Source organism: Chitinophaga sp. HK235 (assembly GCF_018255755.1).
Classification (GTDB): domain Bacteria; phylum Bacteroidota; class Bacteroidia; order Chitinophagales; family Chitinophagaceae; genus Chitinophaga.
In genome coordinates this window covers 2,955,665-2,972,737 of the sequence record NZ_CP073766.1, presented here as the reverse complement: position 1 = coordinate 2,972,737, position 17,073 = coordinate 2,955,665, and the positions used below count along the sequence as shown (strand labels likewise).

The 17,073-nt window shown below is 48.0% G+C and carries 8 protein-coding genes; 5 read left to right on the top strand and 3 right to left on the bottom strand.

The window, feature by feature from the left end:
• Window positions 1-147 precede the first annotated feature (147 nt).
• The 3 genes from KD145_RS10220 to KD145_RS10210 all read left to right on the top strand — a co-directional run bounded on the left by KD145_RS10220 (window position 148) and on the right by KD145_RS10210 (window position 4,746).
• Complete coding sequence (locus KD145_RS10220; RefSeq protein ID WP_212005794.1) at window positions 148-1,686, top strand: M12 family metallopeptidase; 1,539 nt, start codon at window positions 148-150, stop codon at window positions 1,684-1,686.
• 123 nt (window positions 1,687-1,809) lie between these two features.
• Window positions 1,810-2,889 carry an AI-2E family transporter gene (locus KD145_RS10215; protein WP_212005793.1) on the top strand — a complete coding sequence of 360 codons (1,080 nt, stop codon included), beginning with the start codon at window positions 1,810-1,812 and terminating at the stop codon, window positions 2,887-2,889.
• A gap of 63 nt (window positions 2,890-2,952) precedes the next feature.
• On the top strand, window positions 2,953-4,746 hold the full coding sequence (locus KD145_RS10210; protein ID WP_249219785.1) for a PQQ-binding-like beta-propeller repeat protein: 1,794 nt from the start codon (window positions 2,953-2,955) through the stop codon (window positions 4,744-4,746).
• A gap of 66 nt (window positions 4,747-4,812) precedes the next feature.
• Here the strand turns inward: KD145_RS10210 and KD145_RS10205 are convergent, their stop codons facing one another.
• From KD145_RS10205 to KD145_RS10195, 3 genes are read right to left on the bottom strand one after another with little or no spacing between them, the layout of a single operon-like run.
• The gene (locus KD145_RS10205) at window positions 4,813-7,287 is read right to left on the bottom strand and encodes a leucine-rich repeat domain-containing protein (RefSeq protein WP_212005791.1); all 2,475 of its coding nucleotides are present in this window, start codon (window positions 7,285-7,287) and stop codon (window positions 4,813-4,815) included.
• Window positions 7,288-7,291: 4 nt separating this feature from the next.
• Window positions 7,292-8,425, bottom strand: a complete 1,134-nt coding sequence (locus KD145_RS10200; RefSeq protein WP_212005790.1) for an AAA family ATPase — start codon at window positions 8,423-8,425, stop codon at window positions 7,292-7,294.
• A 21-nt stretch (window positions 8,426-8,446) separates the two neighbouring features.
• On the bottom strand, window positions 8,447-9,694 hold the full coding sequence (locus tag KD145_RS10195) for a VWA-like domain-containing protein (protein WP_212005789.1): 1,248 nt from the start codon (window positions 9,692-9,694) through the stop codon (window positions 8,447-8,449).
• Between the two features lie 173 nt (window positions 9,695-9,867).
• Between KD145_RS10195 and KD145_RS10190 the strand changes: the two genes are divergently transcribed.
• A complete protein-coding gene (locus tag KD145_RS10190) occupies window positions 9,868-14,511 on the top strand; it encodes a DUF3320 domain-containing protein (protein ID WP_212005788.1) in 4,644 nt (1,547 codons plus the stop codon).
• A 160-nt stretch (window positions 14,512-14,671) separates the two neighbouring features.
• Entirely contained in the window at window positions 14,672-17,071 is a 2,400-nt protein-coding gene (locus KD145_RS10185; protein WP_212005787.1) for an ABC transporter permease, read from the top strand.
• Window positions 17,072-17,073 lie beyond the last annotated feature (2 nt).

The window sequence follows — 17,073 nt, the reverse complement described above, 5'->3', positions numbered from 1 at the left end:
TCTTCCCGGTTTGTCCTTTCTTATTTCTACGAGAATTCTTTTCCCAAGCATAACCATCTAATGGTTTCATTGAGCCGAGTGTTACAGGAGTAGCGGATGTATAAGCCTATTTTGAATTGAGCAATCTTTTTTAAAATCTCACTATCTATGAAAAAGGTACTTTACCTGTTTGTATTTCTTATTGTGTATACAGGCTCTTACGGGCAAGTTCGTATGTGTATTGAAAAAACAGCCGTTAATACTGCTCCGCATGGCGCTGGGAGTTATGTTTTTCAATCGGACTTTCAATGGGATAATGGTGCTATTCTTAATGTAGTTTTTTCTAATGGTTCTTCATTTCTACGGAATAAGGTAATAAAATACGCACAGGTTTGGGAAAAATATGCAAATATTCATTTCAACTTTGAGCAGAATGCCAAACCTGATATACTAATAGAGTTTTCAAATGACCAGGCTTCGTGGAGTCAAATTGGACGGCAATCTTTGTATAATACGCGCCAAGGGATTGCAAGTATGCATTATGGATGGTTTAATGAATATTCAGAAGAAATTGAATTCCAAAGAACAATCCTGCATGAGTTTGGACATGCATTGGGGCTTAATCATGAGCATCAATGCGCAAATAGTACTATTAAGTGGAATAAACCACTCGCTTATAATTACTACTATAAAACAAATGGCTGGCTTCCTGCCGAAGTAGACCAACAAGTCTTTAATCACTATAGTGTAACACTATCCAACGGCACCTATGACCCACAGTCTATTATGCATTATCCGATTCCCGCTGAGTTAACGCTGGATCACAAAGGAGTAGGTTGGAATACAGGGCTGTCTGCCGGAGACAGAAAGATCATTTCAGAGAAATACCCAAAGACTTTCACTAAAGTGCCCAGTACTGACACCTTGTCTGGTATCGTTGTTAAACCTTCTGCATCGGTCTTCAATATCAAGACAACCCATAACGTAACAAGAAATGGTGTCAATGGTATGGAGGTGGCTGCCAACTTCAATATTTGGGATGCAAAGAATAAAAACTGCATTGCCGGTATCTATTTCTTCACCCATGACGCTAAAAGGGTTCCGGCTATGGATGTTAAGTATCAAACTAATACTGGTGACGCCTGTTCTGTTGAAAAGTTTACTCCTGCCTACTCTAATACTAAATTTGAGAATTACAGGTTGTTTTTCCCGTATAATCAGTTTAAAATAAAGAACGGGGAGAGCAAGTTAAAATTACTTTTTGTAGTATGGGATGATAATAAGAATGAAATTGCCCGTAGTGCCTATTCATACTTTACTATGCGGAACGGACCTATATGTAAAAAGATAGATCTGTCCATACAAGATGAAGTTGAAAACCAACGCATGTACATTATCCCTAAGTTCACTGTCGAAAATGCTTTGAAGCTTAATTGCCAGGCGAAAGTTTATTTCTGTGATGCAGGCGGAAATTTTTTAAAGAAGGATGATGGAAGCGTTTTGGCATATAGCCAATACTTTACTCCTTCCTACGATGCTGCGGCCTATAATTCGGGTTATTACAGCGATCTTTACATGGAAGTTCCTTACCAGGATTTAGTACCATTCATCGGTAATAATACTGTTATAAAATACTTTGTCAGGTTGTTTTTTAACAACGAAGCTTTCGCTCAAAGCGATTGGGGGGAAACAATGTTAAGCAGGTGATGTGTGTTGCTCCGTCTGAATAAATACAAGTGGACGCAGATCATTGGCAATTCCCTTATCTTTTAGTAAATTGTTAAGACCGAAAGATGATCATCCTCGAATCACCCAAAACAGGCTCCCGATATGACTACCCGTATTCCATCCACCTCGCGCAGGATCATAGAAACCGTCATTGTGCTGCTGTTACTGCTGGGGCTGATGTATGCCCTGTATGACGTGCTGAAGATATTCTTCGGGGTTTTCACTTTTGCGATCATTTTTTCGGTGTCGTTTTCGAAGCTGTATGAACGATGCTGTAAATGGATGGGTGGCAGGCGCAAGCTGGTGGCAGTGCTTTATTCCATTGTGCTGATAGCGTTGGTGGCATTGCCTTTCGGATATGCTGTTTCCACTGTCAATGAACGTCTGAAGGAAGCTGGTGAGTGGATAACCGCGGCTCGGGAAAACGGGATACCCGATCTGCCTGTATGGATTACCAATGTTCCGTTCGCAGGCAAAGATATCGCGGCATTCTGGAAAGAGCTGCAGCTACGGCCGAGGGAAATGGCCGGTATCTATGAAAGACAGATCATGCAGGCCATTCATCAGATTGTTACTACGGGTGTGGGCGTTCTGGGCATGGCGTTGCAGGTGGTGCTGGGTATTATTGTGTCTGCTATTTTCCTGGTGAGCGGTGAGCAGCTGATGCGCCCTGTGCGGGCTACCATGACGCATATGTTTGGGGATAAAGATGGTTATGCCCTGTTGGCGGCCACGGCGCAGGCTGTAAAAGGTGTCTCCATCGGCGTGATGGGCACGGCGTTGATAGCGGCTGCTGTTTCCTGGATTGGCTTTATCATAGCAGGTGTACCTATTGCCCTGGCCCTGGCGGCAGTAGTATATTTTCTGGTGGTGATACAGGTAGGGCCACTATGGGTATGGGTGCCTGTGGTGATCTGGATGGCGGTGCAGGGACATACTGGCTGGGCCGTCTTCCTTGCTATCTACGGTGCAGGTGTGCTGGTGATGGACGGTGTATTAAAACCGATTCTCATTGCAAAAAGCGGAAAACTTCCGTTTCTTGTGCTTTTCCTGGGAGTCATCGGCGGAATGGTGGCGTGGGGTTTCACCGGTATGTTCAAAGGTGCTATTATCCTGGCTGTCTTCTATACCATCTTTAACTCCTGGCTGGAAAAAACGAAATTCTATGCACCTAAAGACTAAATGATGAAATACTTTTTCCTGCTATGCAGCTTTACCATGCTGATCCTATGCCGAACAATGACAATGGCACAAAACACCTTTAAGTTTGCCCTGATGACAGATATCCACGTGGGCAGTGATAACGCAGCAGAAGACGTACAGCGCAGTGTTGCAGACATCAACCAGAACCCTTCCATCGCATTTGTGATTATTTCCGGAGATATTACCGAATTTGGTGCAGATGAAGAATTGAAGCTGGCCAAAAGCCTGCTCGACAAACTTAATAAACCCTGGTATATCATCCCGGGTAACCACGATACCAAATGGTCTGAAAGCGGAGGCAACACTTTCCGCCGCGTATTCGGCAATGAAACATTTTCGTTTAAATACAGCGGTTACTGGTTCATCGGTACCAACTGCGGCCCCAATATGCGCATGGGCCCCGGCCAGGTGCCCAGAGAGAATGTGGTATGGCTGGATAATTTGCTGAAAACAAAAGATACCACTACGCCCATCATCTATATCAATCACTATCCGCAGAATGCAGACCTCAACAACTGGTATGAAGCGCTCGATCGCCTGAAACAGCATAATATCCAGCTGGCCCTTTGCGGGCATGGTCATACCAACAAAGTCTTTGATTTTGAAAACATCCCTGGTGTGATGTGCCGCTCCAACCTGCGCGCCAAAGACAGCATCGGCGGTTACAACATCGTCACTGTTGCCAACAACCAGGCTACCTTCGAAGAAAGAACGCCTCTGATCGGTAAAAACAGACAATGGACTGTACAGCAGCTGAAAAATCATCATGCCCGTTATGATGTAACTCCTTTTGAACGTCCGTCTTTTGCTATGAACGATTCTTTCCCAGGTGTAAAAGCCCTGTGGACTTTCCAGGATAACAGTGATATCGGCTCTGGCATGACACTGGCCAAAGATCTGGTGATCTCCACCAATACAGCTGGTGAAGTATATGCGTTACAGGTAAACAACGGTAAAAAGAAATGGACTTTCAAAACCGGCGGCAAAATATATGCTACGCCTGCTGTAGCCGGTAATGATATCGTTGTGGCTTCTTCAGATCATTATATCTACTGCATCCAGGCTTCCAATGGAAAACAACGCTGGCGCTTTGAAACCGGCAAACCGGTAGTGGCCAGCGCACAGATTACTAACGGTATCGCCTATATAGGCTCATCCGACGGGCATTTCAGGGCTATCGACGTAGCCACCGGCAAACTCGTTTGGGAGTTCACGGAGGTGAAAGGTTTTGTGGAAGATAAACCACTGTTTTATCAGGGCAACGTTTACTTCGGCAGCTGGGGCAATGATTTTTACGCACTGGATGCCGCCACCGGCGCACTCAAATGGAAATGGAACAACGGCGCTTCTAATAGGATGTATTCTCCGGCAGCCTGTTATCCGGTAGCCGCACATGGCAAGGTGTTTATCGTGGCACCGGACCGCTATATGACCGCTTTTGAGAGCCTGACCGGCAATGTGATCTGGCGCAAAACAGTACCCAACATCAGAATGCGGGAATCTATCGGCCTGTCAGCAGATAGCAGCCAGACCTTTATCAAAACTATGGAGGGTAACCTATACGGTGTATCTGCTACTGCTGATACTATGCAGGTACTGTGGCAGTCACCTATTGCAATGGGCTATGAGCTGAATCCCGCAGCACCGGTAGAGCGCGACGGGGTGATCTTTACACCTACTCATTCCGGTGTGGTATATGCAGTAAACCGTAACGACTATACGTTGTTGTGGAAACATAAATTATCCAACTGCCTCGTAAATGCCGTGCTGCCAATCGGCAACCGCAAAGTGCTGGTAAGTACTATGGACGGGAAACTGGCTTGTATCGGATACTAAAAGATGTTTCATATAAAAAGCAAAGCGGAAGTGTCCAGACACTTCCGCTTTGCTTTTTATAGTTAGTTAGAAATACTTATCTCCAATGCGCCCGCTGGGGATAGGATTATTATGCAGTTTCCAGTATAGCCTTTGATATCTGTCTGCACCAAACTTATGAAAGTCGGGGTGAATGGTGCTGATCTGATTGCTGCTCAGGTCGCAGTTACCAACCACTACATGGGCAAAATGAGCAGGCAGTTCCGTCAGCAGGTTGTTTTGCAGCCATAAATGAGATAACCGGGTACCTGGCTCCAGTGCAGGGATTTCGGTGATCTGATTGTGCTGGGCATAGAAGCTCTGTGGTTTTGATGCAAAGAGGGAAGGATGCAGTACCGTTAGCTGGTTGTAGGAGATATCGAAATCACGCACTATCATTTTGAAGCTGGTAAAAGACAATTCCTTTAACTTATTGCGTGACAGATTAAACTCCTGCCAGTCTACCTGCCGGTTGTTGGCGAAAGCAGCCAGTTTATGCGTATCTACTTCCTGTATCTGGTTGGAACGCAACAGGAGAGCTTTCAGTTGGTATCGACCAAGGAAGTAGGGAAATTCACTGATCAGGTTATTGCTAAAGTCGAGGTAACTGAGATGATTCAGCCGGGCCAGTTCTTCAGGGATAGCAGCCAGTTTGTTTTGTTTTAATTCTAATCTTGTCAGCTGAGACATATCAAAAACAGGCGGAGGAACTTCTTTCAGCTGATTATTATTCAGTATCAGTTTTGTCAGTCCTTTCAGTGAGCCCAGCCAGCTCCAGTTTTTTATCTTGAGTCCGGTGGCATCCAGGTATTGTAATGAATGCATGGATTGCAGGGAGCTATCTGCAACCAATGTATTGTGGGCTATCTCCAGGGTTTGCAGCTGCGTAAGCCCGCTGATGGATGCCGGTATCTCGATATGACATCCGTTCAGCCGCAGATGTTTGAGGTTGGGCATTTCTTTGAAGATGGGAATAGCAGCTTCCAGGTTAAAACCTTCACAGTTTTCGAAGTCCCAGTCGGTGATCTGTGTGAAATAAACAATTTCCGGCGGTAAGGTAATATTGGCGATGCCTTTCATGCTGAAGGAATCGCTTGTTATTTTCGCCATATTATTGTTGGCACCGGCAATCACCTGGTACATGAGTCGGAACATCACTTCGTCCACATCTTTATTGGTCAGCGTATTACGGAGTTTCCACTCTGTATTGCCGCCTACACGTAAAGACGGACGGAGATTTTTTATATGTTGCCTGAAACCCTGGGAACCGAATTTATCATAAAGCTTCTCCGCTTTTTTTGCGACTGCTTTATCAGGATGTGCCAGCATCACCACTGCCAGCAAGGTTTGTACGGTTTTGTTGGCGCCACCGGTTTCAATGATTTGAAATGCCAGGTGGTAGTTGTCTGCATCATTGGAGGTAAACAACCGGAGTAATTGTGTATTGGCCTCCTCATTATCGTCCTGCAATAGCCAGTGGTCATCTTGTTGGATCAGTATTTCATTCAGCTGGTCTACAGTAATCACCTGACAACCGGCATCGAGCAATGGCAGTACTTCTTCCATAACTGTTTTGGTACCTACGACGACAATGGTGTTGGTATCCGCTGATTTGTTGTTGACCGTGATACCATACTTAGACAGCTTTTCCTGTATGGACTTTTGGCTTTCTCCTTTAGGCTTGTCCAGCAGGCGGAGAACTGGTCGCTGTTGTTGCGTGATAGCATTGGCCAGCTGGTTGTCCAATAACCTGTTGATTGCCGGGATGTTTTGTAAATGTAGTCCGAACAACAGTTGCAGCTGCTCTGCTGTATAGTTTTTACCTGCTGTTAATTGACGGAATTCCGGCAGCGTTTTTTCGTAGGCACTGACGATTTTTACATTCCGGGTAACGGCGACGCATATGGGCAATTTGAGCTCCTGGCTTCTATAGATTCCAAAGTAACCGAGGTTAAGTACTTCCAGTTTGTCCAGGACTGGCATATGCTCAGGGGTGAGCAGCTCCAGTATATCTTTTTCGCGAAGCGTGAGGGTCAGCCGTGCAAGTTGTGGAAGTGCTCCTGTCAGTGCCATGATGGCGGGCGCTTTCCCTTCATTTTTTTTATCGTTGCTGAGATCGAGATTGGTTAAGTGTGTCAGCAGACGAAGGTTTTCCGGGAAGTCGTTGCCTCTCCAGTTGCTGAGCTGCAGGGAGCTGAGCTGAGGGAGGGTAGCGAGTTTCAGGGCTTCCTTGTTGATATCCATATTACCGATGCCGAGCGTCACCGATTCCAGATTTTTCAGCAGCCCGATGTTTTCAGGTAAAGTTTTGATTTTACAATCAGACAGCCAGCATGCTTCCAGCGCTTGCAGGGTACCGAAGGAGGAAGGAAGTGTAGTGAGGTTTTTGACACTTATCCGCAGGCTTTTGATGGATGGATATTGCAGGAAAAAATCATCCGGCAGACTGTCGATCTCTCCCTGAAAGTCAAGGATCTCCAGTGATTCGTTATGGTATCTGATATGTTGATGCTGATCGCTCATAAGGTTACATTTTTGCGAGTAAGAGTTTGGCCACTTCAGGAATGCTGTATAATTTTTTCAGGCTCTTATTGGGAGCATTCACCAGTTCCTGCGCCATTGCCAGCCGCAGATCGTTAGGAATAAATGCCAGCAGGATAAATGCTTTCAGATTACCGAACTCTTTTTCTGTCAGATCTTCTTTGATGTTGAGCAGATAGTTGGTAAGCCTGGTCATCATCACGGAAAGGATGTCCATTCGTTTTGTCTGACCATCTACCAATGCTTTTATCTGTGCTTCCATGATCTGGAATTTAGGTGCACCCAGTACTTCCTGCGGGGAGATGATTTTGTTCATGTCCATGTTCACGAAGGTGATAAACGCAGTGGTAGTGGCTTCGTCGAGGCAGCCATCGCCCAGCATTTTCACCAGGTCCAGTTCTGCCTGTAGGTCAGGAATGGTTTCGAGTGACTGGAAGAACTGTACCAGGGAACGTGGTGTGGTTCTGGCTCCGGTGATGACTTCCGGATAGGTGAGGATGAAGTCGATGCCGCGGGGATCGATACCGGCTGTTTCTGCCCAGCGTGCCCATGTTTTGACATCAAATTCCATGGTCATGTGCATCATGCGGGTGAGCATTGCATCATCCATGGTAGATACGGAATAATCACCGCCGTCGGGGTTGGCGGTAAGAATGATCATCCATCCCGGTGGAAAGCGCCAGCTGACCAGTTCATAGTTTTGCAGCAGCTGCATGATGCCTCGCAGGATACGGTCGTCGGCACGGTTTACGTCGTCTATCAGGAAGATGCCGGGGCCGGGTTGTTTGGGTACCCAGTCGGGTGCGATAAACTGAGTGGCTGTATTGTCTCCCTGGTGGGATATTTTGGGCATCCCCAGCAGGTCGCCCATCTCTTCAAATTGTGCGGGGGCTATATAAACAAACTGGTAACCTTTGTTCAGTGCAAAATCGCGTACCATTTCCGTTTTACCGATACCGTGCATGCCCCAGATACAAACGGGGGTGGGCCTGCGTTTGCCGGCATGTTCAGGGTTGTCGAAATGCTGATGGGTCACATGCTCCAGCAGTTTCTCTACCTGGCTGGCATTTACTTTTGATCCGTAGGTGATGTAGTTGAATTGCGGTGTTTTTGTTGACATACTGTTTTCTCGAATAATTATTTAGGAAGCTATCAGTCTGGCTTTTCTGCCAGGTAGTTGGCGGAATGTTTCTGAATCAGGTGTGATGCCATCGCTGGAGATCACCCATAGCAGCGGAAAGCGGGGTATTACCTCCGGTGCTGGTGCAACACCATCGGTAAAGTAGATCAGTCCATCAGGCCGGAATGTTTCATTACCGTATTGAATAGGCGGATTGAAGTCGGTACCACCGCATCCCATCACAAAATCAGGTGGTATGCCTTTATAGGTATACACCTGTTGTACGGCGGCATCGCATTCCAGTACCATGATCTCTGCACCCTGCCGCCAGATATGATGTATCTCATTAAAAAAAACGGCCAGCTCTTTTATGTTGATACTTCCGGAAGTATCAACCGCCACAAGGAGTTTTTTCTGTTTTCTGATTTTGATGCCAGGGTTGGTGCCATAGCGTCTGGACGGGCGTTTGAGCGTATTGCGTACTTTGGTTTTGCTGCTGCTCTCTGAAAAGAGCCGTATCACTCTGCGCCAGTCTACCAGTGGTTTGTTTTTTATCAGGATAGATTCCAGATAACTTCTGAAAGAGGAAGGCAGGCTGCCGTAGCCTTTTTCGCTGGTTTTTGCGCGGGCAATACGGATAAGATTGTCCACCTCCACATCCGTGAGATCTTTCAACAGTTTGTTGCGTTCGTAAATCTCTTTCCATTTTTTGTGTCGCTCCATGCCATGCGAGTTTTCTGTGATGGAGCAGAGTGTGCGGGCACATTCACAGTCCTTGTATTGATCCGGGTTATCGCGCAGATGTACCAGTTTCTCGTAGTAGTATTGCCATGTCTGACCTGCAATCATGTTTAGTTCAGGGAATTTTTCCATGAAGACAGATTCTGTGGGCAGCAATGTAGGGTCTATGTACTGGTTCACGACAATATCCATGGCGATATTGACCAGCAGGCGGTCGGCCTGCGGTTCATTTACCAGTGTATGTTTAAATACAATATGTAATACTTCATGTTTTACAACACCATAACGGTGCCGCTTATCCGTAAAAAACTGATCCCAGAATACAGGATTGATGTATAGTGTATGTCCTCTTTCACGAAGCCCTACAGCCATTGTTTGTACCTCTGCATCGGGGCTGGTGACTTCTTTGTTGATGGCAGCAAAAAAGTGGGAATAAAAAGGTTCCTGCATCAATAGTGCTATGCTGGTACGGGTCACTTCTTCCAGTATTCTTCGGTGGTCTATCGGGTTACCGGGTTGAACTTGCATCTCGTAATGCTTTGTTGATAATGCACCAAAGTATTAAAAAATATTCGATTTATAGACAGGGAGATGGTGAAAGATTGATTTCATAACATCAAATAAGATAACCATCAAATATTTACTGCTATGCACCGTTAATAGGAGTATATTTGCAACGTTTTTATTTCTCTAGCGCTATTATGATTGCATCCATATTAACCAGACTGGAGTCTTCCCGAAAAGAGCTGCTGGATCTGGGTCTGAAAAATCCCCTGTTAAATTATAAATTGCCGGCCAGCAAAGGGTTACACATTGTTGATGAATCATCGGCAGCTGTTTATGAGCTGTTGGTGAAAGAAAACAGAACACTGACTTTCCTGGACCGTCCGGATAAAAAGACTGCACAACAGGAAGTAGTATACCAGGAAGAACAGCAAGCAGCTACTGCTAAAGACGCGGTTCATGATACCCGGTTACAGACCAACGAATCGCAGGTTAATCTTCACACGCGTTTGCTCAATACTTATTATGCAGCGAGGATTAGCATTGAAGAACAGGGTTTCAATATCCTGTATCTGTCTCTCGGCATGTTGCATTGGTATGAAGTGGATAGCAGCGGAGAAGCGCGTCAGGCGCCGTTGTTGCTGGTACCGGTACAGCTGGACCGTTCCGATGTCCGTGAACGTTTCCGCTTAAAATATACTTTGGAAGAAGTGGAAGCCAACATATCGCTGGAAGCGAAGATGAAGGCAGATTTTAATATCGGGATACCAGGACTACCGGAAACAGAAGACTTTGATGTCAACGAATATTTTACCGCCGTATCTGCGGCCATAGAAGGTATGTCTGGCTGGAAGGTGGAACCCAACACTATTGAACTGGGATTTTTCTCCTTCGGCAAATTCATGATCTATAACGATCTGGATGCAGGCAACTGGCCATCAGACAATGGTCCGCTTACAAATCCGGTGATCAACAGCCTTTTTGGCGGCGGCTTTTCAGATAATCAGCCCGGTGTGCCGGAAGATACTTTTATCGATGATGTGCCCCGTGCAGATGAACTGTACCAGGTAGTAGATGCAGACAGCTCACAGATATTAGCCATGCTGGCTGTACAGGAGGGCAGGCATCTGGTGATACAAGGTCCTCCCGGTACCGGTAAATCACAAACGATCACCAATATCATTGCAGATGCCGTAGGCAGAGGCAAAAAAGTATTGTTTGTAGCGGAGAAGATGGCTGCACTCGAAGTAGTAAAGCGCCGACTGGACAATATACAATTGGGAGAAGCTTGTCTGGAGCTGCACAGCCATAAGGCCAGCAAAAAAGAGCTGCATCAGGAACTCCGCCGCGTGCTGGAGCTGGGACGTCCTTCTGTGCATAAGCTTCGGGAAGAAGTGATGTTGCTCAATACTCACCGCCAGGAACTGAATGAGTATTGCCAGTCGGTGAATGAACCGATTGGGCAGAGCGGTCTTACCGTTCATCAAATAACGGGCTATCTGTTACGGATAAACGAAGAAACAGCCGGTAGGCAGTTGCCAGCGATCACCCCGCCGGACATGGCCTCCTGGGATGCTGCAGCCATGAACAAAGCCACCGCAATGGCCCTGCGAATACAGGCCTGCCTGCGGGAAGCCGGCATGCCTTCGCAACTGGCATTCCGCGGCAGCCGATTGACCGTGCTGTTGCCTCATCAGCAGGACGCACTGCAAAGACAGCTGCAGGATACCACTTCGGCCTTGCAAACGCTGCAGCAGCTGCTGGCTACCATCGCCGGCAGTCTGGGAATGACCCCACCAGCAGATATGAAAACAGCTGCACAGCTGGTAAATATCTGTGACCTGCTTTCCCGCAAGCCTGACCTTAACGGACTGAACACGGCCAGCCAATCCTGGTTGATCCGGCAGCAGGACATCGCTGCCTGGCTGGAAGCTGGCCGCCGGCATACCGCTATTCACGCTGCCTGTCAGGATACCCTGATCCCTGAAGCCTTCACACAGGACCTGATGGAAGTCCGTCAGAACCTGCTGGCACATGGCGGCAAATGGTACAAGTTCCTCATCGGTGCTTATAACCGCAGCAATAAACAACTGGCAGCCCTGTGTAAAGGACCCCTGCCAAAAGATAATGCTACCAAACTGCAATATGTAGACAGCATCATGGAATATCGCCGTCATGATGCGTTGATACAGGAACATGCGGCCCTGGCCCGTGAACTGTTCGGTATACGCTGGCAGAAACACCAAACCGACTGGGACGCACTGGACACTGCAGCAGCGTATGTAACGGACATGCATAAACGTATTGCTGCCGGTACCTGCCCTATGCAGATACTGAACTGCCTGCATCAGCAGATAGACCCTGCCACTGCGGCTACTGACAGGGATCGTCTGCAGCAACAGCTGAACAGCACTGCCTCATTGCAGGCCGGCGTATTACAGCAGCTGGACATGCCGGTTTATCAATGGCCGGAATCTTTTGCAGCCACCGCTGAACAACTGGTCAGCTGGAAAGACCGTCTGCCTGAAATACACCATAACATTGCCTGGAACAATATAACGGAAACGGCTACACAGGAAAACTTTTCCTGCCTTATCAGCCCCTCGATGGAGTGGCCGGAAGCAGCACGCCTGCTGAAGACTGTTCTACAAAAAACATGGTACGAATACCTGTTGGAAACAGCCGTGAAGGCACAGCCGGCGCTTCGCCGGTTTGACAGAGCCGGTCATGAAGAACTGGTACAGCAGTTCCGCCGCCTCGACACTACGAACCTGCAATATAACCGTGCCCGTGCCGCTCTCAGCCACTGGGAGCAGATGCCCCGTATCGATGCCGGCGGACAGGTAAACATCATTCGCACCGAGTTCAACAAAAAAGCGCGGCATATGCCGGTGCGCAAACTCATGAAAGAAGCCGGGCTGGCCATACAGGCCATCAAGCCGGTGTTTATGATGAGCCCTTTGTCTATCGCTAATTTCCTGCCACCAGGTTCGCTGGAGTTTGATCTCGTGATTTTCGATGAAGCCAGCCAGGTAAGGCCGGTGGAAGCCCTGGGCGCTATTCTGCGTGGTAAACAGCTGGTAGTGGTGGGAGATACCAAACAGCTGCCGCCTACCAGTTTCTTCGATACGCTCACCAAAGAAGTGGAAGACGAAGAAAATATTACCGCCGACATGCAGAGTATTCTGGGTCTCTGTGATGCGCAGGGAGCGCCTCAGCGGATGTTACGCTGGCATTACCGCAGTCGCCACGAATCGCTGATCACGTTGTCCAATCATGAATTTTATGAAAATAAACTGGTAATCTTCCCCAGCCCCGGTTCCAAAGAAAGCCGTGGCCTGGTGTTCAATCATCTGAAAGATACTGCCTACGACAGAGGAAAAACCCGTACCAACCCTAAGGAGGCGGAGATAGTGGCAGATGCGGTGATGGAACATGCCCGCCGTCATCCGGCCCTGAGCCTGGGTGTGGTGGCTTTCAGCACTTCCCAGCGTGAAGCTATTACCACAGCGCTGGAAACACGGCGCCGCAACAATCCTGAGCTGGAATCCTTTTTCCGTCAACATGCTGATGAGCCTTTCTTTGTAAAGAACCTCGAAAATGTGCAGGGCGATGAAAGAGATGTCATCTTTATCTCTATCGGTTACGGCCGTACGGAGGAAGGATATGTGGCTATGTCTTTCGGTCCGCTCAACAACGACGGGGGCGAGCGTCGTCTCAATGTACTTATCACCCGCGCCAAATCACGCTGTGAGGTGTTTACCAATATCACTGCAGATGATATAGATCTCAACAGGGCCAAAAGCACTGGTATCATGGCATTGAAAAACTTCCTCTACTATGCACAGCATGGAAGGCTGAACACTACGATAGAGACAGGTCTTCCGGCCGACAGCCCGTTTGAGGAAAATGTGGCCGCCAAACTGGAAGCGCTGGGATATATCGTCAGAAAACAAGTCGGCTCCCGCGGCTTTTATATCGATCTGGTCATTGTAGACCCGGACCTTCCGGGCCGCTATGTGCTGGGTATCGAATGTGATGGCGCCGCCTATCATTCGGCCCGCTCTGCCCGCGACCGCGACCGGCTGCGGCAGCAGATGCTGGAAGCCATCGGCTGGAAGATGCACCGCATCTGGAGCACCGACTGGTTCCGTAATCCCGGCAAGGAACTGGACCGTCTGGTAGCAGCCATCGAAAAAGCACGTGCCGATCTTTCCATAAACGATCAGGTGGATGCTGACGTGATCGCAGAAGCTACCCCGCTGCTGAAAAGAGAAACCGTGGAAACAGAAGATACAGATGCACCGTTGTATGAAATAGCCGAACTGCCGGAGACGATCAAAGACCAGGAATTTCATGCTACTCCGATAGGCAGCCTGTGTGACTGGATAGAACAGGTAGTGGCCGTTGAAAGCCCGGTACATTTTGATGAAGTAGCCCGTCGCATGGTGGAAGCTGCCGGTATTACCCGCGTAGGCCCCCGTATCCGGGAAGTCCTGCGCCATGCCGTCAGACATGCGGATGCCAGCAAACGAATCAAAATTAAAGGGCAGTTCCTCTGGGAGACCGCATTGGCCGAGCCCGTGGTACGCAACCGTAGCCAGCTACCCGCTGCTGCCAGAAAAATCAGTTATATTTCTGTAGAAGAAATCGGGGTAGCCCTTGAAAAAGTAGTTAAAGATGCTATTGCCATCCAACGCGAAGAGGCAGTGCCTTTTATTGCGAAGATGTTTGGCTATAGCCGTGTTACAGAAGAAATGAAAGAAGAGATCCTGAAAGCGATCGATGTTAATATTGCCAATAACGTAGTGCAACAGGAGGGAGATCTTCTCAAAGTATAAACGAACAGGAAGTGTATCGGAAACGGACATATGTATATTTTAATTATACATATGTCCTTTCTTTTTATAGGTAGCTACCAGTGGCATATTTTTGATACAAGGCTAACAGTGAGGATGGTAAAGAAGAGCAGACGTATTCTTCACCCTAATCTGAAGTAAGATGTTCAGTAATTTTCTACTGATAGCCTGGCGCAACCTTGTCAGGTATAAATATTACGCTTTGATCAACATTGCCGGGCTGGCCATTGGGCTGGCCACCTGCTGGCTGTTGTTGTTATATGTGCTGGGAGAAACCAGTTACGAAAATTTTTTTCCGGATAAAGACCGGGTATACCGCGCGGTAAACAGCGCCACCTGGGCCGGCGGTAGTCTCAATGTGGCTACTACTTCAGCCCCCTTTGCATTATTGTTAAAAAAGGATTACCCTGAGATAGAAGAAGTAACCCGTGTTTTGACGGATGGTGGTAGCATGCTTCAGTATGGAGAGAAAAAGCTGCAGGTGGAAGACCTGTTTTTTGTAGACAGCACGTTTCTGAAAGTCCTGCCATTTGCTCTTTTGCAGGGAGATGCAGGCAGCTGTTTACAGCAGCCCAATGCTATTGTGCTCACAAAAAAACTGGCGACTAAAATATTCGGGGACCCGGCGCTGGCCATGGGCAAAACAATCCGTACGGAAGACAGTACCACCGTTTTTCAGGTGAGTGCTGTGATGGAAGATGTGCCTGCCAATTCCCACTTTGCCTTCAGCGCACTGCGGGTGCTGCCTGCCAACTACAATGCCGACGGCTGGCAGAATTTCGACGTATATACCTACCTGTTATTACGCCCGGGCGTGGATATAAAAACGCTGGAAAACAAGCTGCCTTCTTTCGGGGAACGATATGTAAAACCGCATATGGGCGATGTGGCCTATAAGATGGAGCTGCAGCCGCTTACCGCTATCCACCTGTATTCCCGTCTGGGATATGAAATGGGAGCCAATGGCAATATTCTCTACGTATATGTGTTCCTGTTTGTAGGGCTGCTGATATTGGCCATTGCCTGTATCAACTATATGAACCTGGCTACGGCAAGGGCTGCAGGACGAGTGCGGGAGGTGGGTGTCCGTAAAACGCTGGGATCGGGGCGGGATGAGATAGCCCGTATGTTTCTGGCGGAGTCTTTCCTGTTGACACTGATCGCCGCAGTTGTTGCCTGGGGGCTGGTAACGATGGCATTGCCGTACTTTAACGCATTTGCCCACCGGCAGCTGCAGCTGTGGCAGTTTGGCGTGGCCCGTACCATAGGAGCGGCGTTGTTACTGGTATTGTTTACGGGGCTGATGGCAGGTATCTATCCGGCGGTGTTTATGTCGGGGTTTAGGGTGGTGTATGCACTAAAAGGACGCTTAAGTGGAAGCAGTCATACTGGTTTCCGCAAAGGACTGGTCACTTTTCAGTTTATGATTGCCATTGTACTCACGGCCAGCACACTGGTGGCGTATGATCAGCTACAGTACGTGATGCACAAGGATCTGGGCTTTCATAAAGAACAGATGCTGTACTTCCATCTGAATGATGTGAATGCACGCAGCAGCATTCCAGCCATCAAACAGCAGCTGCTGGGTAATCCGCTGATACGTGATGTATCGGCTGTCAGCAACCCCATAGGCCGGAACGATCTGGGGACCAGCGGCTTCTTCTTTGAACAAAACGATGGTAGTATTTCTGAGTCATCTATCCTGGCCCAAAGTCTGATGGTAGATGCCGATTTCCTGAAAACGATGGGTATCTCCCTGCGGAGCGGTCGTAACTTCTCTGATACGGGTAATACCGACCGTTTTCATGCCGCGCTGATCAACGAAACGCTGGTGAAAAACTTCAACCTGAAAGATCCGCTGGGCAAAAAAGTACAGTTTAAAATCGATAACAAGGGCACAAGGGCAGAACGTGTAATCGTGGGCGTAGTCCGGGATTTTCATACCTACTCCCTGCAACATAAGATAGCACCGCTGGTAATGGAGATGGCGCCTTTCCCTGCGATGGAAGATAACCTGTACGTGCGGATAAGCCCGCAGAATATCCCGGCCGCACTGGCACATATTGAAAAAGTATATCAACGTTTTGATGCCAACCATGCTTTCAGCTATCATTTTGCAGATGAGGATTTTGCCAGGCAATATGAAGGAGAACAACAACAGGAAAGGATTTTCCTGATGTTCACTGTGCTGGCTTTGTTTATTGCCTGTCTGGGATTGTTCGGACTGGCGGCTTTTATGGCGGTACAGCGCACCCGGGAAATCGGGGTGCGCAAAGCCATGGGCGCTTCTACAGGCAGTATTGTAAAAATGTTATCGCAGGATTTTCTGAAGCTGGTGCTGATAGCCGCTTTGCTGGCATTTCCGTTGTCATGGTGGATGATGGACCGCTGGTTACAGCATTTTGCCTATCGTACCGGCATCAGCATCTGGATATTTGTACTGACCGGTATAGGCGTTACCGTAGTAGCGCTGCTTACTGTCAGTTACCATGCGCTGAAGGCGGCGCTGGCCAATCCAGTGCGGAGCCTGCGGGCTGACTGATC

Bases quoted from the DNA above. Each gene is read 5' to 3' on its own strand.
- KD145_RS10220 (WP_212005794.1), top strand. From the start codon at position 148: ATGAAAAAGGTACTTTACCTGTTTGTATTTCTTATTGTGTATACAGGC.
- KD145_RS10215 (WP_212005793.1), top strand. From the start codon at position 1,810: ATGACTACCCGTATTCCATCCACCTCGCGCAGGATCATAGAAACCGTC.
- KD145_RS10210 (WP_249219785.1), top strand. From the start codon at position 2,953: ATGGCACAAAACACCTTTAAGTTTGCCCTGATGACAGATATCCACGTG.
- KD145_RS10205 (WP_212005791.1), bottom strand. From the start codon at position 7,287: ATGAGCGATCAGCATCAACATATCAGATACCATAACGAATCACTGGAG.
- KD145_RS10200 (WP_212005790.1), bottom strand. From the start codon at position 8,425: ATGTCAACAAAAACACCGCAATTCAACTACATCACCTACGGATCAAAA.
- KD145_RS10195 (WP_212005789.1), bottom strand. From the start codon at position 9,694: ATGCAAGTTCAACCCGGTAACCCGATAGACCACCGAAGAATACTGGAA.
- KD145_RS10190 (WP_212005788.1), top strand. From the start codon at position 9,868: ATGATTGCATCCATATTAACCAGACTGGAGTCTTCCCGAAAAGAGCTG.
- KD145_RS10185 (WP_212005787.1), top strand. From the start codon at position 14,672: ATGTTCAGTAATTTTCTACTGATAGCCTGGCGCAACCTTGTCAGGTAT.